General features: G+C 60.0%; 16 protein-coding genes. 8 read left to right on the top strand and 8 right to left on the bottom strand.

The window, feature by feature from the left end:
- Positions 1-43: 43 nt before the first annotated feature.
- From RHM68_RS05035 to RHM68_RS05005, 7 genes are all read right to left on the bottom strand, one after another.
- Entirely contained in the window at positions 44-1,054 is a 1,011-nt protein-coding gene (locus tag RHM68_RS05035) for a chemotaxis response regulator protein-glutamate methylesterase (RefSeq protein ID WP_322220825.1), read from the bottom strand.
- Positions 1,051-3,327 (bottom strand): hybrid sensor histidine kinase/response regulator, encoded by a 2,277-nt coding sequence (locus tag RHM68_RS05030; protein WP_322220824.1) that lies wholly within the window; start codon positions 3,325-3,327, stop codon positions 1,051-1,053. The genes RHM68_RS05035 and RHM68_RS05030 overlap by 4 nt, the downstream gene beginning before the upstream one ends.
- Positions 3,324-4,007 carry a chemotaxis protein CheW gene (locus RHM68_RS05025; protein WP_322220823.1) on the bottom strand — a complete coding sequence of 228 codons (684 nt, stop codon included), beginning with the start codon at positions 4,005-4,007 and terminating at the stop codon, positions 3,324-3,326. The genes RHM68_RS05030 and RHM68_RS05025 overlap by 4 nt, the downstream gene beginning before the upstream one ends.
- A complete protein-coding gene (locus tag RHM68_RS05020) occupies positions 4,004-5,263 on the bottom strand; it encodes a CheR family methyltransferase (protein ID WP_322220822.1) in 1,260 nt (419 codons plus the stop codon). The genes RHM68_RS05025 and RHM68_RS05020 overlap by 4 nt, the downstream gene beginning before the upstream one ends.
- Positions 5,260-5,796 (bottom strand): chemotaxis protein CheW, encoded by a 537-nt coding sequence (locus tag RHM68_RS05015; RefSeq protein ID WP_322220821.1) that lies wholly within the window; start codon positions 5,794-5,796, stop codon positions 5,260-5,262. Before RHM68_RS05015 ends, RHM68_RS05020 begins: the two co-directional genes overlap by 4 nt.
- Positions 5,796-7,418, bottom strand: a complete 1,623-nt coding sequence (locus tag RHM68_RS05010; protein WP_322220820.1) for a methyl-accepting chemotaxis protein — start codon at positions 7,416-7,418, stop codon at positions 5,796-5,798. The genes RHM68_RS05015 and RHM68_RS05010 overlap by 1 nt, the downstream gene beginning before the upstream one ends.
- A gap of 233 nt (positions 7,419-7,651) precedes the next feature.
- Positions 7,652-8,374 (bottom strand): tellurite resistance TerB family protein, encoded by a 723-nt coding sequence (locus tag RHM68_RS05005; RefSeq protein ID WP_322220819.1) that lies wholly within the window; start codon positions 8,372-8,374, stop codon positions 7,652-7,654.
- Positions 8,375-8,561: 187 nt separating this feature from the next.
- Here RHM68_RS05005 and RHM68_RS05000 point away from each other — a divergent pair, with 187 nt between their 5' ends.
- The 8 genes from RHM68_RS05000 (at position 8,562) to RHM68_RS04965 (ending at position 18,397) form a co-directional block, all read left to right on the top strand.
- On the top strand, positions 8,562-9,476 hold the full coding sequence (locus RHM68_RS05000) for a LysR family transcriptional regulator (protein ID WP_322220818.1): 915 nt from the start codon (positions 8,562-8,564) through the stop codon (positions 9,474-9,476).
- Between the two features lie 129 nt (positions 9,477-9,605).
- Positions 9,606-11,063, top strand: a complete 1,458-nt coding sequence (locus tag RHM68_RS04995) for a gamma-aminobutyraldehyde dehydrogenase (protein ID WP_322223687.1) — start codon at positions 9,606-9,608, stop codon at positions 11,061-11,063.
- 89 nt (positions 11,064-11,152) lie between these two features.
- Complete coding sequence (ydcS, locus tag RHM68_RS04990) at positions 11,153-12,304, top strand: putative ABC transporter substrate-binding protein YdcS (RefSeq protein WP_322220817.1); 1,152 nt, start codon at positions 11,153-11,155, stop codon at positions 12,302-12,304.
- Positions 12,305-12,411: 107 nt separating this feature from the next.
- Complete coding sequence (locus RHM68_RS04985) at positions 12,412-13,449, top strand: ABC transporter ATP-binding protein (RefSeq protein ID WP_322220816.1); 1,038 nt, start codon at positions 12,412-12,414, stop codon at positions 13,447-13,449.
- A 1-nt stretch (position 13,450) separates the two neighbouring features.
- The gene (locus RHM68_RS04980; RefSeq protein ID WP_322220815.1) at positions 13,451-14,398 is read left to right on the top strand and encodes an ABC transporter permease; all 948 of its coding nucleotides are present in this window, start codon (positions 13,451-13,453) and stop codon (positions 14,396-14,398) included.
- The gene (locus RHM68_RS04975; RefSeq protein WP_322220814.1) at positions 14,388-15,230 is read left to right on the top strand and encodes an ABC transporter permease; all 843 of its coding nucleotides are present in this window, start codon (positions 14,388-14,390) and stop codon (positions 15,228-15,230) included. Before RHM68_RS04980 ends, RHM68_RS04975 begins: the two co-directional genes overlap by 11 nt.
- A gap of 85 nt (positions 15,231-15,315) precedes the next feature.
- Complete coding sequence (locus RHM68_RS04970; protein ID WP_322220813.1) at positions 15,316-16,740, top strand: gamma-aminobutyraldehyde dehydrogenase; 1,425 nt, start codon at positions 15,316-15,318, stop codon at positions 16,738-16,740.
- Between the two features lie 172 nt (positions 16,741-16,912).
- Positions 16,913-18,397, top strand: coding sequence for an APC family permease (locus RHM68_RS04965; protein ID WP_322220812.1), 1,485 nt, complete (start codon positions 16,913-16,915; stop codon positions 18,395-18,397).
- A 91-nt stretch (positions 18,398-18,488) separates the two neighbouring features.
- On the opposite strand, the gene RHM68_RS04960 is transcribed toward RHM68_RS04965, so the two are convergent.
- A complete protein-coding gene (locus RHM68_RS04960; protein ID WP_322220811.1) occupies positions 18,489-18,674 on the bottom strand; it encodes a hypothetical protein in 186 nt (61 codons plus the stop codon).
- Positions 18,675-18,873: the final 199 nt, after the last annotated feature.

Below are 18,873 nucleotides of genomic sequence, written 5' to 3'. Positions count from 1 at the left end.
TCACCTGAATACTGCTGAAACCAGGATTGCTGAGAAAAAATGGTCATTTTGGGAAAATCTCTAGCAATCGTGGCGCTATCTTGTCCAGTGGACGAATTTCCACTGCCGCGTCGATGGCCGCAGCCGCCTTGGGCATGCCGTACACCGCGCTGCTGTTTTGGTCCTGAGCGATGGTCAGGTAGCCCTGTTGGCGCATGAGTTTAAGCCCTTGCGCACCATCGCGGCCCATCCCGGTCAGCAACACGCCAACCGCGTCGCCATTCCAGTAACTGGCCACGCTCTCGAAAAACACATCGATCGAAGGCCGGTAAATCTCGTTCACGGGTTCGGCGGTGTAGGCGAGCGTACCGTTTTTCAACAAGCGAATATGGTGATTGGTGCCTGCCAGCAACACCGTGCCGGCCTGCGGTGGTTCACCTTCCAGCGCCAGGCGCACATTCAGGCCGCTGGCGCTGCTGAGCCATTCAGCCATGCCGGCGGCGAACACCTGGTCGACATGTTGCACCAACACAATGGCCGCCGAGAAATCCTGGGGCAACCCTTTGAGTAAAATTTCCAGGGCTGCCGGCCCGCCCGCGGACGAGCCGATGGCCACCAGCCGTTGCCGGGACGCCGAACTGCGCAACGTGCTCGGCGCCGAGCTTATCCGATTACTCTTGTCGCCAATCAGCCAGCCGATGTTCATGATTTTGCGCAGCAACGGCGCTGCCGCCTCTGCCGGGTTGCCGGCGCCGATGGCCGGAGTATCGACCACATCCAGCGCGCCGTGGCCCATGGCCTCGAATACCCGGTGGACGTTCTGCTGACGGTCCACCGTGACGATCACGATGGCGCAGGGGGTCTCGGCCATGATTCGACGGGTCGCCTCCACGCCATCCATCACCGGCATGATCAGGTCCATCAGAATCAAGTCCGGGGTATTTTCGGCGCAACGCTGCACCGCTTCGGCCCCGTTACTGGCGACCCAAATCACCTGATGCGCAGGTTCGAATGCCAACGCCCGGCGCAAGGCTTCTACCGCTATGGGCATGTCATTGACGATTGCGATTTTCATGCCCTTGCTCCTCCAATGAGCTCAACCACTGCATCGAGCAGCGCGTCGTCATGAAAACTGGCCTTGGCTAAATAATAGTCGGCCCCGGCATCCAGCCCACGGCGACGGTCCTCTTCGCGGTCCTTGTAGGACACCACCATGACCGGCAGCGATTGCAAACGGTTGTCACGGCGCAACAAAGAGACCAATTCGATACCGTCCATGCGTGGCATATCGATGTCGGTGATCAGCAGATCAAAATCCTCCGAACGCAAAGCGTTCCAGCCATCCATGCCGTCCACTGCAACGGCTACATCGTAGCCACGGTTGAGCAGCAGCTTGCGTTGCAACTCGCGAACGGTAAGGGAGTCATCCACCACCAGAATCCGCTTGCGCACCACGTCCACCACCGGCTGGTTGTGGCGAGCAATGCGTTCCAGGCGCCCGGTATTGAGCAGCTTGTCCACCGAACGCAGCATGTCTTCCACGTCCACAATCAACACCACCGAACCGTCGTCGAGCAAGGCTCCGGCAGAAATGTCCTGCACTTTGCCCAAGCGCTCGTCCAAGGGCAACACCACCAACGTGCGCTCGCCGATAAAACGTTCGACCGCCACGCCGTAGATCGCATCGCGCTCGCGGATCACCACGACTTTCAGGGTTTGCTGACTGTTCTGGCTCGCCGGGCGCTGCAACAGCTGACTGGCGGCAACCAGACCGACATGCTGGCCCTCATGCCAAAAATGCTGACGGCCTTCGAGCTGAACGATGTCTTCGGGTTCCAGGTCGCACATGCGTTCGATATGCGCCAGCGGAAAGGCATAGGCTTCGTCGCCGACTTCCACCACCAGACTGCGCACCACCGACAGGGTCAGCGGCACCTCCAGGTGGAAACGACTGCCCTCGCCCGCCGCCTGCTCCAGCACCACCGCCCCGCGCAGTTGGCGCACCATGTGCTGAACCGCGTCCAGGCCAACACCGCGCCCCGAAACTTCGGTGACCGTGTCGCGCAGGCTGAAGCCCGGCAGGAACAGGAAGGTCAGGAGTTCTTCTTCACTTAACTGGGCAGCGGTTTGCGCGGGTGATAAATGACGTTCGATGATGCTGCGACGGACCTTTTCGAGGTCAACGCCATTGCCGTCATCGCTCAATTCCAGCACCAGCAGGCCCGCCTGGTGCGAGGCGCGCAAGCGGATCAGGCCTTCAGCGGGTTTGCCGGCCAACAACCGTTGCTCTGGGGACTCAATGCCATGATCCACCGCGTTGCGCAGCAGGTGCGTCAGCGGCGCTTCGAGTTTTTCCAGGACGTCGCGATCGACCTGGGTCTTCTCACCTTCGATCTCCAGACGCACCTGTTTCCCCAGGTCGCGCCCAAGGTCGCGGACCATGCGCACCTGCCCGGTCAACACATCGGCGAACGGGCGCATACGGCACGCCAGCGCCGTGTCATACAAGACTTGCGCGCGCTGGCTGGCCTGCCAGGCAAACTCATCGAGCTCGGCGTTTTTTTCCGCGAGCAATTGCTGCGACTCGGCCAACAACCGCCGGGCATCCTCAAGCGCCTCCTGGGCCTCCAGATTCAAGGCGTATTCCTTGAGGTGGACATTGAGGTTTTCCAGGGCTCGCAGGCCATTGCTTTGTATGCGTTTGAGCCGCTGCATGGTGGCCAGGTGCGGCTTGAGCCGCAGGGTTTCCACCAGCGATTTGCTCGACAGGTCGAGCAGGCTATTGAGGCGCTCAGCCGTGACTCGCAGCACCCGCTCGCCGTTTTCAGTGGTGCGCTTGCGCAAGGGCTCAACGACTGCGGCGGCAAGCGGCTCGATGACAGGTTCGGGCGCGGGCGGCTCCAACATAAGCTCCGCCATGAGCGGCGCCATCGGCTTGCTGACCGGTGCCGCGAGTGCCGCCGGATCCAATAAACGCGCCATCAGCGCCACATATCCTTCAACATCCGAAGGTCTCGGCGCGTTGGCCGGGGTGGCAATGCGCATCAGCAGGTCAGTGCCCAGCAGCAACGCGTCAATGTGTTCCGGCCGCAGGTACAAGCGACCTTCCTGGGCACTGACCAAACAATCTTCCATTACATGCGACACGCTGACGCCGGCATCGACGCCGACAATCCGCGCCGCGCCTTTGAGCGAGTGGGCCGCGCGCATGCACGACTCCAGGTGATCAGCTTGAGTCGGGTCGCGTTCGAGGGCCAACAGCCCCGTGCTCAGCACTTGGGTCTGAGCCTCAGCTTCCAGACTGAACAGCTCCAGCAAAGAGGCGTCGCGCATTTGCTCAGGGGTCATGTGAGGCTCCGGGTGACCGCGGACAGCAACTGCTCTTCATCCAGCCAACGCAAGCTGCGACCTTTGAATTGCAGCACCCCACGGGTGTACTTGGCGCTGGCCTGCGTGCCCGATTGCGACGCGGCCTCCAGAATGCGTTCGTCAATGGCGTGAATGGCGTCCACTTCGTCCACCGGCACCACGACCGGCCCACCTTGGGCGGCGATGATCAACATGCGCGGCATGACGCGGGCGCCAGAGGATACGTTAAGGGTCACGTCGAGGCCGAGTAACTCCACCAACGACAGGCAGGCGACCAAGGCACCGCGCACGTTTGCCACGCCAAGCAGGGCCCGGGAGCGCTGATGCGGCAACGAGTGAATCGCGTGCAACGGCGCCACTTCCACCAGAGTGCGGGTGGCCAGGCCCAGCCATTCTTCGCCAAGACGGAAGATCAACAGCGAGCGCGTCTTCACCTCGGCCTCAACCACCGCCGACACCTGTAGGCGATCTTCCTGCTGCAAGGCGTAACGGTCGAGTAAACGCGTGGCGGCGGCTGAATACACCGCGCAATTGCGGCAATGAATATGGTCAATCAGCAGCGGGCAAGACTTATCGCCGTGGATACCGATGCGGTTCCAGCAGTCATCGATGGCCTGGGCATCTTCAAGGGTGACGCTCAAGGTGTCAGAGACGTTCATCGTTTGCGCTCACTGTCAGCGGCGCGCTCGTTGCGGGCGGCGCGGTCTTGCAATCGTCTGGCACCTGCCGTGTCGCCCTGCGATTGCAGCAAAGCAGCCAAGTGCATCAACGCGTCCGGATGTTGCGGTTCGAGGTACAACGCTTTGCGATAAAAACCCTGGGCCTCCAGGACTCGACCAGCAACATCGCTGAGCAGCCCCAGCCAGTAAAAAACCTGGGCCACGGGCTCGTGACTGCGCAAATAGCCTTCACACGCAGCACGGGCTTCTGCACTTTTCCCCTCGTTGGCCAGGGCAGCGATGCTGGCGAGCAACGCGACAGCGTCCGAGGCTTTTGGAGTAACGGCTGGCGGCGTCATCGTTGCGAACGGTCGGTTACGCACGGGAACCGGCATCACGCTACGCACCGGCTGGCGCACCGGCAGCGGTACTGGAGCGTAAACGGGTAAAGGCTCAGGCGCGCTATGACGACTGAACGCAAATGACTGGGGGATACCGATCGAGCGCATGCCAAAACGCCCCAGCAGGCTGCCCTCCGCCGGGCCAATAAATAGCACGCCATCAACGTGGGTCAGGCGCTTGAGCACTTCGAACACGTGTTGCTGGGTCGGCTGATCGAAATAGATCAATAAATTACGGCAAAACACAAAATCATAAGGCGGCTCGTTAGCCAGCAAGGCCGGATCCAGCAAATTGGCCACGTGCAAACGCACCTGTTCCAAGACTCGCCCGCTCAGACGATAACTGTCTCCTTCGTCGGTGAAATACCGTTCACGAAAGGCGATGTCCTGGCCGCGAAACGAGTTTTTCCCGTACAGCCCGCGCTTGGCTTTTTCCACCGACAGCGGGCTGACGTCCATGCCTTCGACCTTGAACTGATGCGCTTCGAAACCCGCATCGAACAACGCCATGGCGATGGAATAGGGCTCTTCGCCCGTGGAGCATGGCAGGCTGAGAATCCGCAGGGCGCGCCTGTTGTTGATCGCTGCCAGCCGTTTTGTGGCGAGCTTCGCCAGGGTAACGAACGATTCCGGGTAACGGAAAAACCAGGTTTCGGGGACGATCACCGCCTCTATCAAGGCCTGCTGTTCATCTTCGGACGTCTGCAAGGCATGCCAATACTCATCGGCTGTCTGTAGCTGGGACGCTGTGCTGCGCTGGCGAACGGCGCGCTCGATGATTGCCGGCCCCACCGACGTCACGTCCAGGCCTATGCGGTGCTTGAGGAAGTCGAAAAACCGTTGATCACTGCTCATGGCAACTCCTCAAGCAACGCCATGTCCAGCGGTGGCGATGGAAACAGCAGCGCACGCACCTGTTCATCGAGCAAATCGGCGACCCGCACCCACTGCAACAAACCCTGGGCATCTTCGCGCACCGGGCCGAGGTAGGGGGCCTGGCGGTTGTCCAGTCCATAAGGCTGAAAGTCTGCCGGGTTGCAACGCAAAGTGTCGGTGGCCTGTTCCAGAATCAGCCCGAGCAATTGCGCCTTGGCGGTGTCATCCGCACGGTAATTGACCAGCACCAAACGAGTGCTGGTGCGCGCCTGAGCAGGCTCACCAAATGCCAAGGCGCTGAGGTCAATCACTGGCACTACCGCGGCGCGATAAGCGAACACACCTGCCACCCAGTGCGGCGCGCGCGGGATAGGTTTGAGGGGCACACGCGGCAGCACTTCGGCCACCTCAGTGGCCTGCAAGGCATAGCGTTCGTTGCCGATGCGGAACAACAGGAACAGCGACAACTTCACCGGCGCCACGGCGTTGCGTTTAGCCGCGAGCTCGCTCATCAGACTTTGAATCGCGAGACACCGCTACGCAGCCCCACCGCCACCTGACTCAGTTCGTCGATGGCGAAACTGGCCTGACGCAGGGACTCGACGGTCTGGCTACTGGCATCGCCCAACTGCACCAGGGCGTGGTTGATCTGTTCGGCGCCGGTGGCCTGGGCCTGCATGCCTTCGTTGACCATCAACACCCGCGGCGCCAACGCCTGCACCTGATGGATGATCTGCGACAACTGTTCGCCGACCTGCTGCACCTCGGACATGCCGCGGCGCACTTCTTCGGAAAACTTGTCCATGCCCATGACCCCGGCCGAGACGGCCGACTGGATCTCACGCACCATCTGCTCGATGTCGTAAGTTGCCACGGCCGTTTGGTCCGCCAGACGCCGTACTTCGGTAGCGACCACCGCGAAACCACGGCCGTATTCGCCGGCCTTTTCCGCTTCGATGGCTGCGTTCAGTGACAAGAGGTTGGTCTGGTCGGCAACTTTGACGATGGTCACCACCACCTGATTGATGTTACCGGCCTTCTCATTGAGGATCGCCAGTTTGGCGTTGACCAAGTCGGCTGCACCCATCACCGAATGCATGGTGTCTTCCATGCGCGCCAGCCCTTGCTGACCGGAACCTGCAAGTACCGAGGCCTGATCGGCGGCGGTGGAGACTTCGGTCATGGTGCGCACGAGGTCGCGGGAAGTCGCTGCAATTTCACGCGAGGTGGCGCCGATTTCGGTGGTTGTCGCCGCCGTTTCGGTGGCGGTGGCCTGCTGTTGCTTGGAGGTCGCGGCGATTTCAGTGACCGATGTAGTGACCTGCACCGAGGACCGCTGGGCTTGAGACACCAGCGACGTCAGCTCGGTCATCATGTCGTTGAAGCCGGTTTCCACGGCACCGAATTCATCTTTGCGGTCCAGGTTCAGACGGCCACTGAGGTCGCCGGTGCGCATGATTTCGAGAATTTTCACGATACGATTCATCGGCGCCATGATCGCCCGCATCAACAAAAGACCGCAGAGGCCAGCGGCCAGCACCGCGATCAGCAGCGAAATGCCCATGCTGATTTTTGCTGCGACCACCGAATTGTCGATGGCCGTCGTGGCCTGATCGGCGACGGTCTTGTTCTCACGGATAACGTCATTGAGTTTCATGCGCCCAGCCGTCCAGAGCGGGGACATTTTCTCGTTGAATAGTTTGGTCGCTTCGACGTCCTGGTTGCGCTGGTGCAAATCAAGCACCGCCGCCAAGACCCTGTTGTAGTCCTCATGGTTCTTTTCAAACATGGCGAATTCGGCCCGGTCTGAATCGGTGATGATCGTGGTGCGATAGTTGGCCATTTGCTCTTGAAGACGTGCTTCGAACGACTTGAAGTCATCCGCGACCTCGGCACTGATGCCCTGCCCCTGCTTGAACCCCAGCAATTCCTGAGTCTGAATGTAGCTGTCCACCCAGGCGCTGCGAATCATCGAACTGTAATAGACCCCGGGAACCGCATCCCCCCGGACGCTCTCTTCGCTGACTTCGATCTTTAACAACCGGGAATAAGAGACGACGACCATCAGGAGCATGATGGCGATAATGACCGCAAAGCTCGCCAAAATGCGTTGGCGCAACGTCCAGTTCTTCACAGTAAGTCCTCGGGACCATTTCAAATGCAGGGGAGTATAGCCGAGGGCAGTGTTTCATTTATAAGACGGACGCACTACTTCTCATTCCGGTCGTTAAAAGCCTGGAACGACTTGGAAGAATACTTTGCGTGAGACAGCGAAACGGGGCCAGCAGTCATTTGACAGAAAGGGCTAGAGAAGAGCGATGACATCCTCGGCAGCGCCGTTGAAAATGCCATCGCCGGCCTGAAGAATTAAAGGGAAGCCTGCCGAACCTGTTGTTCCAGCTCGGCCTTTAAACCAGGTTCAAGCTTCAACTGCCGCGCCAGCTCATCGAGGTAGGACTTTTCCATGAAGTTCTCTTCGTCCACCAGCATCACGCTGGCGATGTACATTTCGGCGGCCATTTCCGGGGTGCTCGCAGCACGGGCGACCTCGGCAGGGTCCAGCGGCTTGTTGAGTTCGGCGTGTAGCCAGCGTTGCAATTGCTGGTCGTTATCAAGCCGAATGAATTCGCCTTCGATCAAGGCCCGTTCCTGTTCATCGACATGACCGTCAGCCTTGGCCGCCGCCACCAGGGCCTTGAGAATCGCCTGGCTGTGTTGCTCCGCTTGTGCGGCCGGCAACCGGTCGAGGGTTTGTGGTTCGGTTTGCGGTGCGGTGCCTTGCCGCGCCTGCCAGTTGCCGTAAGCCTTGTAGGCAATCACACCCAACGCAGCAAGGCCGCCGTAGGTCAGCGCCTTGCCGCCGAACTTGCGGGCCTTTTTGCTGCCCAGCAGCAGGCCCATGGCCCCGGCCGCCAAGGCTCCGCCACCGGCGCCGGAGAGCAAATTGCCGAGGCCACCGGAAGCGCCAGCGCCGCCCAGCAATCTACCCAACCCATCACTGGATGCCTTGCTTTTTTGACCACTGACGTTGTTCTGCAACAGGTCCTGACCGGACTTGAGTAGCTGATCGAGTAATCCACGCGTGTTCATGTGCTGACTCCAAAAATGTGCAGACCGGACACTTAAAGGCACTCGCCTGGATAGAAAGTGCCCAATGCCCGCCCCCAAGATTGCTTCCAGATGTTGCCCGCCAAGGCTTAGCCCCTCAACTGCCCTTCTAAAAAAAAGATATACACTCGAGCGAATCTATAAAAACTGCCCACTGGGTACTGTCTCTATGATGACCTTGCGTCAGATCCGTCATTTCATCGCGGTTGCCGAAACCGGCTCGATCTCCGCCGCCGCGCAAACCGCGTTCATTTCCCAGTCCACGCTGACCCTGGCCATTCAGCAACTGGAGCAGGAAATTGGCGTAAGCCTGTTCAACCGTCACGCCAAGGGCATGACGCTGACCCATCAGGGTCATCAATTCCTACGCCAGGCGCACCTGATTCTCGCGACAGTGGACAACGCCAAACGCAGCCTGCAACAAAGCACCGACCAAGTGGCAGGGCAGTTGATCATCGGGGTAACCAGCCTCGTGGCGGGTTACTACCTCGCGGATTTGCTTACCCGCTTCCAGCGCGCCTACCCGAACGTCGAGATACGAGTGATGGAAGATGAGCGGCCTTACATCGAGCATTTGCTGGTCAGCGGGGAAATCGACGTCGGGGTGCTGATCCTCTCCAATCTCGAAGACCGCCATGCCTTGCAGACCGAGGTCCTGACGCATTCACCCCATCGTCTGTGGCTGCCGGCCCAGCACCCGTTGCTGGAGCACGACAGCATCAATCTCGCCGACGTAGCACGTGAACCGCTGATTCAACTGAACGTCGATGAAATGGATCGCAACGCCCAGCGCATGTGGTCGGCGGCTTCCCTGCAACCGCGTATTTCCCTCAGAACAGCCTCGACGGAAGCGGTGCGAAGCCTCGTCGCTGCTGGCTTGGGCGTGTCGATCCAGCCCGATATGACCTACCGTCCATGGTCATTGGAAGGCGACATCATCGAGGCACGGCCCATCGCGGACCTGAGCCAGACCCTCGACGTCGGCCTCGCCTGGCGTCGCGGCACCGCCCGACCGGCGCTGGTGGATCCGTTTCTGACCGTGGCTCGCGAGCAGCCTCACGGCGGGCGCAAGCCATCTATTTAATCGAACGCAACCTTCAGTATTTAGTATTTGTCGACCTCGGGATCGCGCACTAGTCTTGCTGCATCAATAAGACGGCCGGCCCCAGTCACCGGGAGCACCATGGCCACACAAGAAAAGAGAACCCGAAAAATGGCTGGCGCGCAGACTCCGCTGTTTACCGCATTGCTGATCGATGGCGAGTTGGTCGCCGGCCAGGGTGTGGTCGAGCCGATCCTCAACCCGGCCACCGGTGAAGTGCTGACGCACATTGCCGAAGCCAGCACTGAACAAGTCGAAGCGGCCATCCTCGCTGCCCACCGTGCTTTTGCCAGTTGGTCGCGGACCACACCGCAACAACGCTCCAACGTGCTGCTGGACATCGCCAACGCCATCGAAAAAAACGCCGACCTGCTGGCCCGCCTCGAATCACTGAACTGCGGCAAGCCGTTGCACCTGGCCCGTCAGGACGACTTGAGCGCGACGGTCGATGTGTTCCGCTTTTTCGCCGGCGCCGTGCGTTGCCAGACCGGCCAACTCAGCGGCGAATACCTACCCGGTTACACGAGCATGGTGCGCCGCGATCCGATTGGGGTGGTGGCGTCGATTGCACCGTGGAACTACCCCATCATGATGGCCGCCTGGAAAATCGCCCCGGCACTCGCCGCTGGCAACACGCTGGTGTTCAAACCCTCGGAACACACGCCGCTGTCGATCCTGGCGCTCGCCCCGGCACTGGCCGAGATCTTGCCGCGCGGAGTGATCAATATCCTCTGCGGCGGCGGTGAAGGCGTCGGCAGTCACTTGGTGAGCCACCCGAAGGTGCGCATGGTTTCGCTGACCGGCGATATCGTCACCGGGCAAAAAATCCTGCAAGCGGCAGCGAAAACGCTGAAGCGCACTCATCTGGAACTCGGCGGTAAAGCGCCGGTGATTGTCTGCAACGATGCGGACATTCAAGCGGTCGTCGACGGTGTGCGCACCTACGGCTATTACAACGCGGGTCAGGACTGTACGGCCGCGTGCCGGATTTATGCACAGGCCGGGATTCACGATCGCCTGGTAGCGGAACTGGGTGCGGCGGTCAGCAGCCTGCGCTTCGCCGGTAAACGTGACGCCGACAATGAGATCGGCCCGCTGATCAGCACGCGTCAACGTGACCGCGTGGCCAGTTTTGTCGAACGCGCGCTCGGCCAACCCCACATCGAGCGAGTGACCGGTGCAGCAGTGCATTCCGGTGCCGGTTTCTATTACCAGCCAACGTTGCTGGCCGGTTGCAAACAGAACGATGAAATCGTCCAGCGCGAAGTGTTCGGACCGGTGGTCACCGTGACCCGTTTTGATGAGCTGGCACAAGCGGTGGACTGGGCCAACGACTCTGAATACGGCTTGGCCTCATCGGTCTGGACCCAAAACCTGGATAAAGCGATGCAGGTCGCTGCCCGCTTGCAGTACGGCTGCACCTGGATCAACAGCCATTTCATGCTGGTCAGCGAAATGCCCCACGGCGGCCTCAAACGCTCGGGTTATGGCAAAGACTTGTCCAGCGATTCGCTTCAGGACTACAGCGTGGTACGCCACATCATGGCTCGCCACGGCCAGCACTTATAAAGCGCACACCCCTAACAATCAGCCGCAAAGGCACTGGCTCGACCCCGTTCAACACTGCCCCGACCATAATTAAAGTAGAGGGAAACCCCATGTTCGCGCATAAGACCGCACTGCTCAGTGCAATCACCACCGCGTTGCTGGCCAGTGCCTGCCTCCAGGCTGCCGAACCGCTGAAAACCATCGGCGCCGGCGAAGGTCAGTTGGATATCGTGGCTTGGCCCGGCTACATCGAGCGGGGAGAGAGCGATAAAGCCTACGACTGGGTGACCGGGTTCGAGAAGGAAACCGGCTGCAAGGTCAATGTGAAAACCGCCGCCACCTCCGATGAAATGGTCAGCCTGATGGCCAAGGGCGGGTACGACTTGGTCACCGCCTCGGGCGATGCTTCGTTGCGCTTGATCGTCGGCAAGCGTGTGCAGCCGATCAACACGGATTTGATCTCGAACTGGAAAAGCATCGACCCGCGCTTGAAAGATGCACCGTGGTACGTGGTCAACAAACAGACCTACGGCACCCCATATCAGTGGGGCCCGAACGTGCTGATGTACAACACCACGGTGTTCAAAACCGCGCCGACCAGTTGGGGGGTGGTGTTCAACGCGCAAAACTTGCCGGACGGCAAGCCGAACAAGGGCCGTGTGCAAGCGTATGACGGTCCGATCTACATCGCCGACGCTGCGCTGTACCTGAAAACCACCCACCCTGAACTGGGCATCCAGAGTCCTTACGAGCTGACCGAAACCCAGTACAAAGCCGTGCTTGACCTGTTACGCGCGCAGCAACCGTTGATCCACCGCTACTGGCACGACACCACCGTGCAGATGAGTGACTTCAAGAATGAAGGCGTGGTCGCGTCCAGCGCCTGGCCGTATCAAGTCAACGGCCTGATCAACGAGAAACAGCCCATTGCCTCGACCATCCCCAAAGAGGGCGCCACCGGCTGGGCCGACACCACGATGTTGCACGCCGAGGCCAAGCACCCGAACTGCGCCTACAAGTGGATGGACTGGTCGCTGCAACCGAAAGTCCAGGGCGATGTGGCCGCGTGGTTCGGCTCGTTGCCAGCCGTGCCAGCGGCGTGTACAGGCAGTGAACTGTTAGGCGCCGAGGGATGCAAAACCAACGGTTTCGACCAGTTCGAGAAAATCGCCTTCTGGAAAACCCCGCAGGCCGAGGGCGGAAAATTCGTACCGTACAGCCGCTGGACCCAGGACTACATCGCGATTATGGGCGGTCGTTAAGGCCCTTTCGCGAGCAGGCTCACGCCCACCTGTTTGATCACACTCCACGGTGGGAGTGAACCTGCTCGCGATGCTTTTAAAGATTCAGATTTTCGGAGTTACGCGCCATGACGCTTGCAGTCCAGTTCACCAACGTTTCCCGTCTATTCGGCGAAGTGAAAGCCGTAGACCGGGTTTCCATCGATATCCAGGACGGCGAGTTCTTCTCCATGCTCGGGCCCTCAGGCTCCGGCAAAACCACCTGCCTGCGCCTGATCGCCGGTTTTGAACAACCGAGCGCAGGCTCTATTCGTATTCATGGCGAGGAAGCCGCCGGGCTGCCGCCGTATCAACGTGACGTGAACACCGTGTTTCAGGATTACGCGCTGTTCCCGCATATGAACGTGCGCGACAACGTCGCCTACGGTTTAAAAGTCAAAGGCGTCGGCAAGGCCGAGCGCCACACACGCGCCGAAGAAGCCCTCGACATGGTCGCCCTCGGTGGCTACGGCGAGCGCAAACCCGTGCAACTGTCCGGCGGTCAGCGCCAGCGTGTGGCCCTGGCGCGCGCCTTGGTCAATCGTCCGCGCGTACTGCTGCTCGACGAACCGCTCGGCGCACTGGATTTAAAGCTGCGCGAACAAATGCAGAGTGAGCTGAAAAAGCTGCAACGCCAACTCGGCATCACCTTCATCTTCGTCACACACGACCAGACCGAAGCCCTGTCGATGTCCGACCGCGTCGCCGTGTTCAACAAGGGGCGCATCGAGCAGGTCGATACCCCACGCAACCTCTACATGAAACCGGCAACCACGTTTGTCGCTGAATTTGTCGGCACCTCCAATGTGATTCGCGGCGATCTGGCAAAGCAGTTGAGCGGCAACCCGCAGCCGTTCTCGATTCGCCCGGAACACGTGCGTTTCGCTGAAGGCCCGCTGGCCAGCCATGAGATTGAAGTCAGCGGCTTGCTGCACGACATTCAGTACCAAGGCAGCGCCACCCGCTACGAACTGAGACTGGAAAACGGGCAGACGCTAAACATCAGCCAGGCCAACAACCAGTGGCTGGACATCAGCGCGCAACACCAGACTGGGCAACGCATCACCGCACGCTGGGCGCGCGAGGCGATGACGCAGTTGCACGATACCGTTGCGGGCGGGGCGTGAGATGAACACGTTGGCGATCACTCAAATCCCGGCCGGCCGCTCGCCGTTGCGCAGGTTTTCCAACCTACTGTATCGCCGACCCAACCTGTACCTGACGCTGTTGCTGGTGCCGCCGCTGATCTGGTTCGGCGCCATTTATCTCGGTTCGCTGCTGACCCTGCTGTGGCAGGGGTTCTACACCTTCGACGACTTCACCATGGCGGTCACGCCCGACCTGACCCTGGCGAACTTCGCTGCACTGTTTCAGCCGTCGAATTTCGACATCATCCTGCGCACCTTGAGCATGGCGATTGTCGTGTCGATCGCCAGCGCCATCGTCGCCTTTCCGATTGCCTATTACATGGCGCGCTACACCAGCGGCAAGACCAAGGCCTTTTTCTACATCGCCGTGATGCTGCCGATGTGGGCCAGTTATATCGTCAAGGCCTACGCCTGGACCTTGCTGCTGGCCAAGGGCGGTGTTGCACAGTGGTTCGTTCAGCACCTGGGGCTGGAGCCGGTTTTACAGTGTGTGCTGGGCATTCCGGGGGTCGGCGGCAGCACCTTGTCGACCTCGCACCTGGGTCGCTTCATGGTGTTCGTCTACATCTGGCTGCCGTTCATGATCCTGCCGATTCAGGCCTCGCTGGAACGCCTGCCGCCGTCGCTGCTGCAAGCTTCGGCGGACCTTGGCGCCAAGCCGCTCCAGACCTTCATGCAGGTGATTGTGCCGCTGTCGATTCCGGGTATCGCTGCCGGTTCGATCTTCACCTTTTCGCTGACCTTGGGCGACTTCATCGTGCCGCAACTGGTGGGGCCGCCGGGCTACTTCGTCGGCAGCATGGTTTACGCCCAACAGGGCGCTATCGGCAACATGCCGATGGCCGCCGCGTTCACCTTAGTGCCGATCGTATTGATCGCCGTGTACCTGACCCTCGTCAAACGTCTGGGGGCTTTCGATGCGCTCTGATTCGAAAAAACCAACCGCCGTCAAACAAGGCGACCAAGCCTCCCTGGGCCTGAAAATCGCCGCGTGGGGCGGGTTGCTGTTTCTGCACTTTCCGATCCTGATCATCTTCCTGTACGCCTTCAACACCGAAGAGGCGGCGTTCAGCTTTCCGCCCAAGGGTTTCACCCTGCACTGGTTCAGCGTGGCGTTTTCGAGGCCGGACGTGCTGGAAGCCATCAAGCTGTCGGCTGAAATTGCTGGCATCGCCACCTTGATTGCGATGGTCCTCGGCACGCTGGCGTCGGCGGCGTTGTATCGCCGTGAGTTCTTCGGCAAACAAGGGATTTCGCTGATGCTGATTCTGCCGATTGCCTTGCCGGGGATCATCACCGGGATCGCGTTGCTGGCGACCTTCAAATCGCTGGGGATTGAGCCGGGAATGTTCACCATCATTGTTGGCCACGCGACCTTCTGCGTGGTGATCGTCTACAACAACGTGATCGCGCGGTTACGGCGCACCTCGCACAGTTTGATCGAAGCTTCGATGGACCTTGGCGCCGACGGCTGGCAGACCTTTCGCTACATCGTACTGCCCAGTCTCGGCTCGGCATTGCTGGCAGGCGGCATGCTCGCCTTCGCCCTGTCGTTCGACGAGATCATCGTCACCACGTTTACCGCCGGCCATGAACGCACTTTGCCGCTGTGGTTGCTGAACCAACTCAGCCGCCCACGAGACGTGCCGGTAACCAACGTCGTCGCGATGCTGGTGATGATGGTGACCATGCTGCCAATCCTCGGTGCCTATTACCTGACCCGTGGCGGCGAGAGTGTAGCGGGCAGTGGCGGCAAGTAACTGACAACGATTTTTACTGTGGGACGCGCTTTTTCGGGGCGCGGGCTTGCAGATAACCGACAACCGCTTCGATGAGGACCACACGATGCAAACCAAACTCTTGATCAATGGCCAACTGGTCGATGGCGAAGGCCCCGCTCAACCGGTGTTCAATCCGGCCCTAGGTCGCGTGCTGGTCGAAATCAATGAAGCCAGCGAAGCTCAGGTCGACGCGGCTGTGCGGGCCGCCGACAATGCCTTCGAAGGGTGGTCGCAAACCCCGCCCAAAGACCGCTCGCTGCTGCTGCTAAAACTCGCCGACGCCATCGAGGCCCACGGCGAAGAACTGGCCAAACTCGAATCGGATAACTGCGGTAAACCGTACAGCGCGGCACTCAACGACGAGATCCCGGCGATTGCCGACGTGTTCCGTTTCTTCGCTGGCGCCAGCCGTTGCATGAGCGGTTCGGCGGGCGGTGAATACCTGGCGGGGCACACTTCAATGATCCGCCGCGACCCGGTGGGCGTGATCGCGTCCATCGCGCCGTGGAACTACCCGTTGATGATGGTCGCCTGGAAAATCGCCCCGGCCCTCGCTGCCGGCAATACCGTGGTGCTCAAGCCATCGGAACAAACCCCGCTGACCGCGTTGCGCTTGGCGCAACTAGCGTCAGAGATATTCCCGGCCGGCGTGCTCAATCTGGTGTTTGGTCGTGGTCCTACCGTGGGTAACCCGCTGGTCACTCACCCGAAAGTGCGCATGGTGTCGCTGACCGGCTCCATCGCTACCGGCGCTAACATCATTTCCAGCACCGCCGGCAGCGTCAAACGCCTGCACATGGAACTGGGCGGCAAGGCCCCGGTGATCATCTTCGACGACGCCGATATTGATGCCGCTGTGGCCGGTATTCGCACCTTTGGCTTCTACAACGCCGGGCAAGACTGTACCGCCGCCTGCCGCATCTATGTGCAAGAAGGCCTCTACGAGCAGTTCGTCGAGAAGCTCGGCGCCGCCGTCCGCACCATCAAGTACGGCTTGCAGGATGACCCGACAACCGAACTTGGCCCACTGATCACCGCACAACACCGCGACCGCGTAGCCGGGTTTGTCGAGCGTGCCGTAGCGCAACGGCATATCCGCCTGATCACCGGCGGCAAGGCCGTGGAAGGCAATGGTTTCTTCTTTGAACCGACAGTGTTGGCCGATGCGCAACAGGACGACGAGATCGTTCGTCGCGAAGTGTTTGGTCCAGTGGTGTCCGTCACGAAATTCACGGATGAAGCGCAGGTACTGGGCTGGGCTAACGACTCTGACTACGGCCTGGCGTCGTCGGTCTGGACCACGGATGTGGGTCGCGCTCATCGCCTGGCCGCACGCTTGCAGTACGGCTGCACCTGGGTGAATACACACTTCATGCTGGTCAGCGAAATGCCCCACGGCGGTCAGAAATTGTCCGGTTACGGGAAGGACATGTCCATGTACGGGCTGGAGGACTACACCACGGTTCGGCATGTGATGTTCAAGCATTAAAAGCCTGCTCGCGATGGCGTCAGCGCAATCTCAAGGAAGAAACCGGCACTTAGCATCACCAGGTTCCACCCCAAAAAACCAAAACAATAACCACCGATCCGGGCAGCGCCTTCACGGCCCTGCCACGGAGTCGGACATCCGAAATCTGCTGATTTTCCGGAGCTAACACACCATGAGTGCATCACCCGATCTCTCTGCAGCGGTCGCCGACAGCGACGCCGAGCAACTGCGCAAACTGGGTTACACCTCAAACTTCAATCGCAGCATGAGCCTGTGGGAAAACTTCGCCCTGGGTTTCACCTATCTCTCGCCGGTCGTTGGGGTCTATACCCTGTTCGGCCTGTGCCTGGCCGCTGGCGGACCGCCGATGTTCTGGGCCTATTTGTTGGTCGGTTGTGGCCAGTTGCTGGTGTGCCTGATCTTCGGCGAAGTGGTCTCGCAGTTTCCGATTTCCGGCGGCGTATACCCATGGGCGCGTCGCCTGGTGGGCAAGCGCTGGGCGTGGATGGTGGGCTGGATTTACTCCATTGCCCTGTGCGTGACCATCGCCGCCGTTGCGGTCGGCGCCGGTCCGTACCTGGCCGCGATGATGGGTTTTGAACCGAGCAACACCACCAACATTGTCATTGCGCTGTTCCTGACACTGTTCGCCACGCTGGTCAATCTCAGCGGCACCAAGGTGCTGGCACGGATTGCCATGTTCGGCTTCCTCTGTGAGTTGATCGGCGCGGTAATCGTCGGGGTGTACCTGCTGGTGTTTGAACGTCATCAACCGCTCAGCGTGCTGTTCAACACTTTCGACATCCGCATCGACGGCTCATACCTGCCCGCCTTCCTTACCGCGTCGCTGGCGGGGATGTTCCTGTACTACGGCTTCGAGGCCTGCGGCGATGTCGCCGAAGAAACACCGAACCCGAGCAAGCAGATTCCGATCGCGATGTGCATGACCATCTACATCGGCGGCATCTCCGCCATGTTCGCCTGCCTGGCCCTGATCCTCGCCGTACCGGACATGCAAGCGGTGATCAACGGCACCGACAAGGACCCGGTCACCACCATCCTCAACAACGCCTTTGGCCCAGTGGGTTCGAAAGTGGTGATGGGCGTGGTGATGATTTCCTTCATCTCCTGCGTGATTAGCCTGCAAGCGGCGGCGAGTCGTCTGCTGTACTCCTACGCCAGGGACGAAATGGTCATCGGCAGCGCCCTGCTGAAAAAGATTTCCCCTACAACGCAGGTGCCGGTTGCGGCGCTGTTCGTGTCCGGTGTCCTGCCGGCGCTGATCATCGCTCTTGGATTTTTCCTGCAAGACGCAGTCGCAACCATCGTCAGCTTCGCCGCCATCGGCATCTACCTGGCGTTCCAGATGATTGTGCTGGCCGCCCTGTACGCACGGATGAAAGGCTGGAAACCGAGCGGCAAATTCACCCTCGGCGCCTGGGGCCTGCCGGTCAACATCGGCGCGCTGATCTACGGCGTGAGCGCCATCATCAATATGGCCTGGCCGCGTACACCTGAGGCGGCGTGGTACATCAACTACGCCATGGTACTAAGTACCGCGATTGTCATTGGCCTGGGCCTGCTCTACATGTGGCTGGCCAAGCCGTATGACCACGGCACCGCACCCGCGGGGGATGCCTGGGACGTCAGCCGGTAAGGACAAGATCTCTGCTCGCAACGGGCGGGTATCTCAATGAAAAAGGGGCAGACTTCGCAGTCCGCCCCTTCGTCACAGTAAGCACCTACGCTCAAAACCGCGAAACGCTCCTCATCGCATCCACCAGATACCGCATTGCAATCCGGTCGCTTTCCGACAACTCGCGATACCGCTCCACCAATTTCATCTCGTCGGAATTGAGCCGACGCCTTCGCCGCCCAATGGCCAAGCAGGGAAAGATTCCTAACATTTCAGTGATGCCTTGTACTTTCGACATGGACGATGTCCTTCTATAACGCTAAAAAACGGCAAATGTGCGCATCGCCCGACTACTTGCAGCAGCGACCTTGCGCCCGCTGAACCCACCGGTCTGACGGACTTAAACCGGTCATCTCCATAGAATAGAAAGTAAATCGGCGCGGAAGCGTTGTTTTTAGAGTAATTAGTCGAAAAAAGCAGATATGCCCTCTAAATCA

Origin of the sequence: Pseudomonas sp. DC1.2 (genome assembly GCF_034351645.1) — a bacterium.
Taxonomy (GTDB): domain Bacteria; phylum Pseudomonadota; class Gammaproteobacteria; order Pseudomonadales; family Pseudomonadaceae; genus Aquipseudomonas.
Note: the sequence above shows the minus strand (reverse complement) of the source record. Positions and strands in the feature narration are given on the sequence as shown.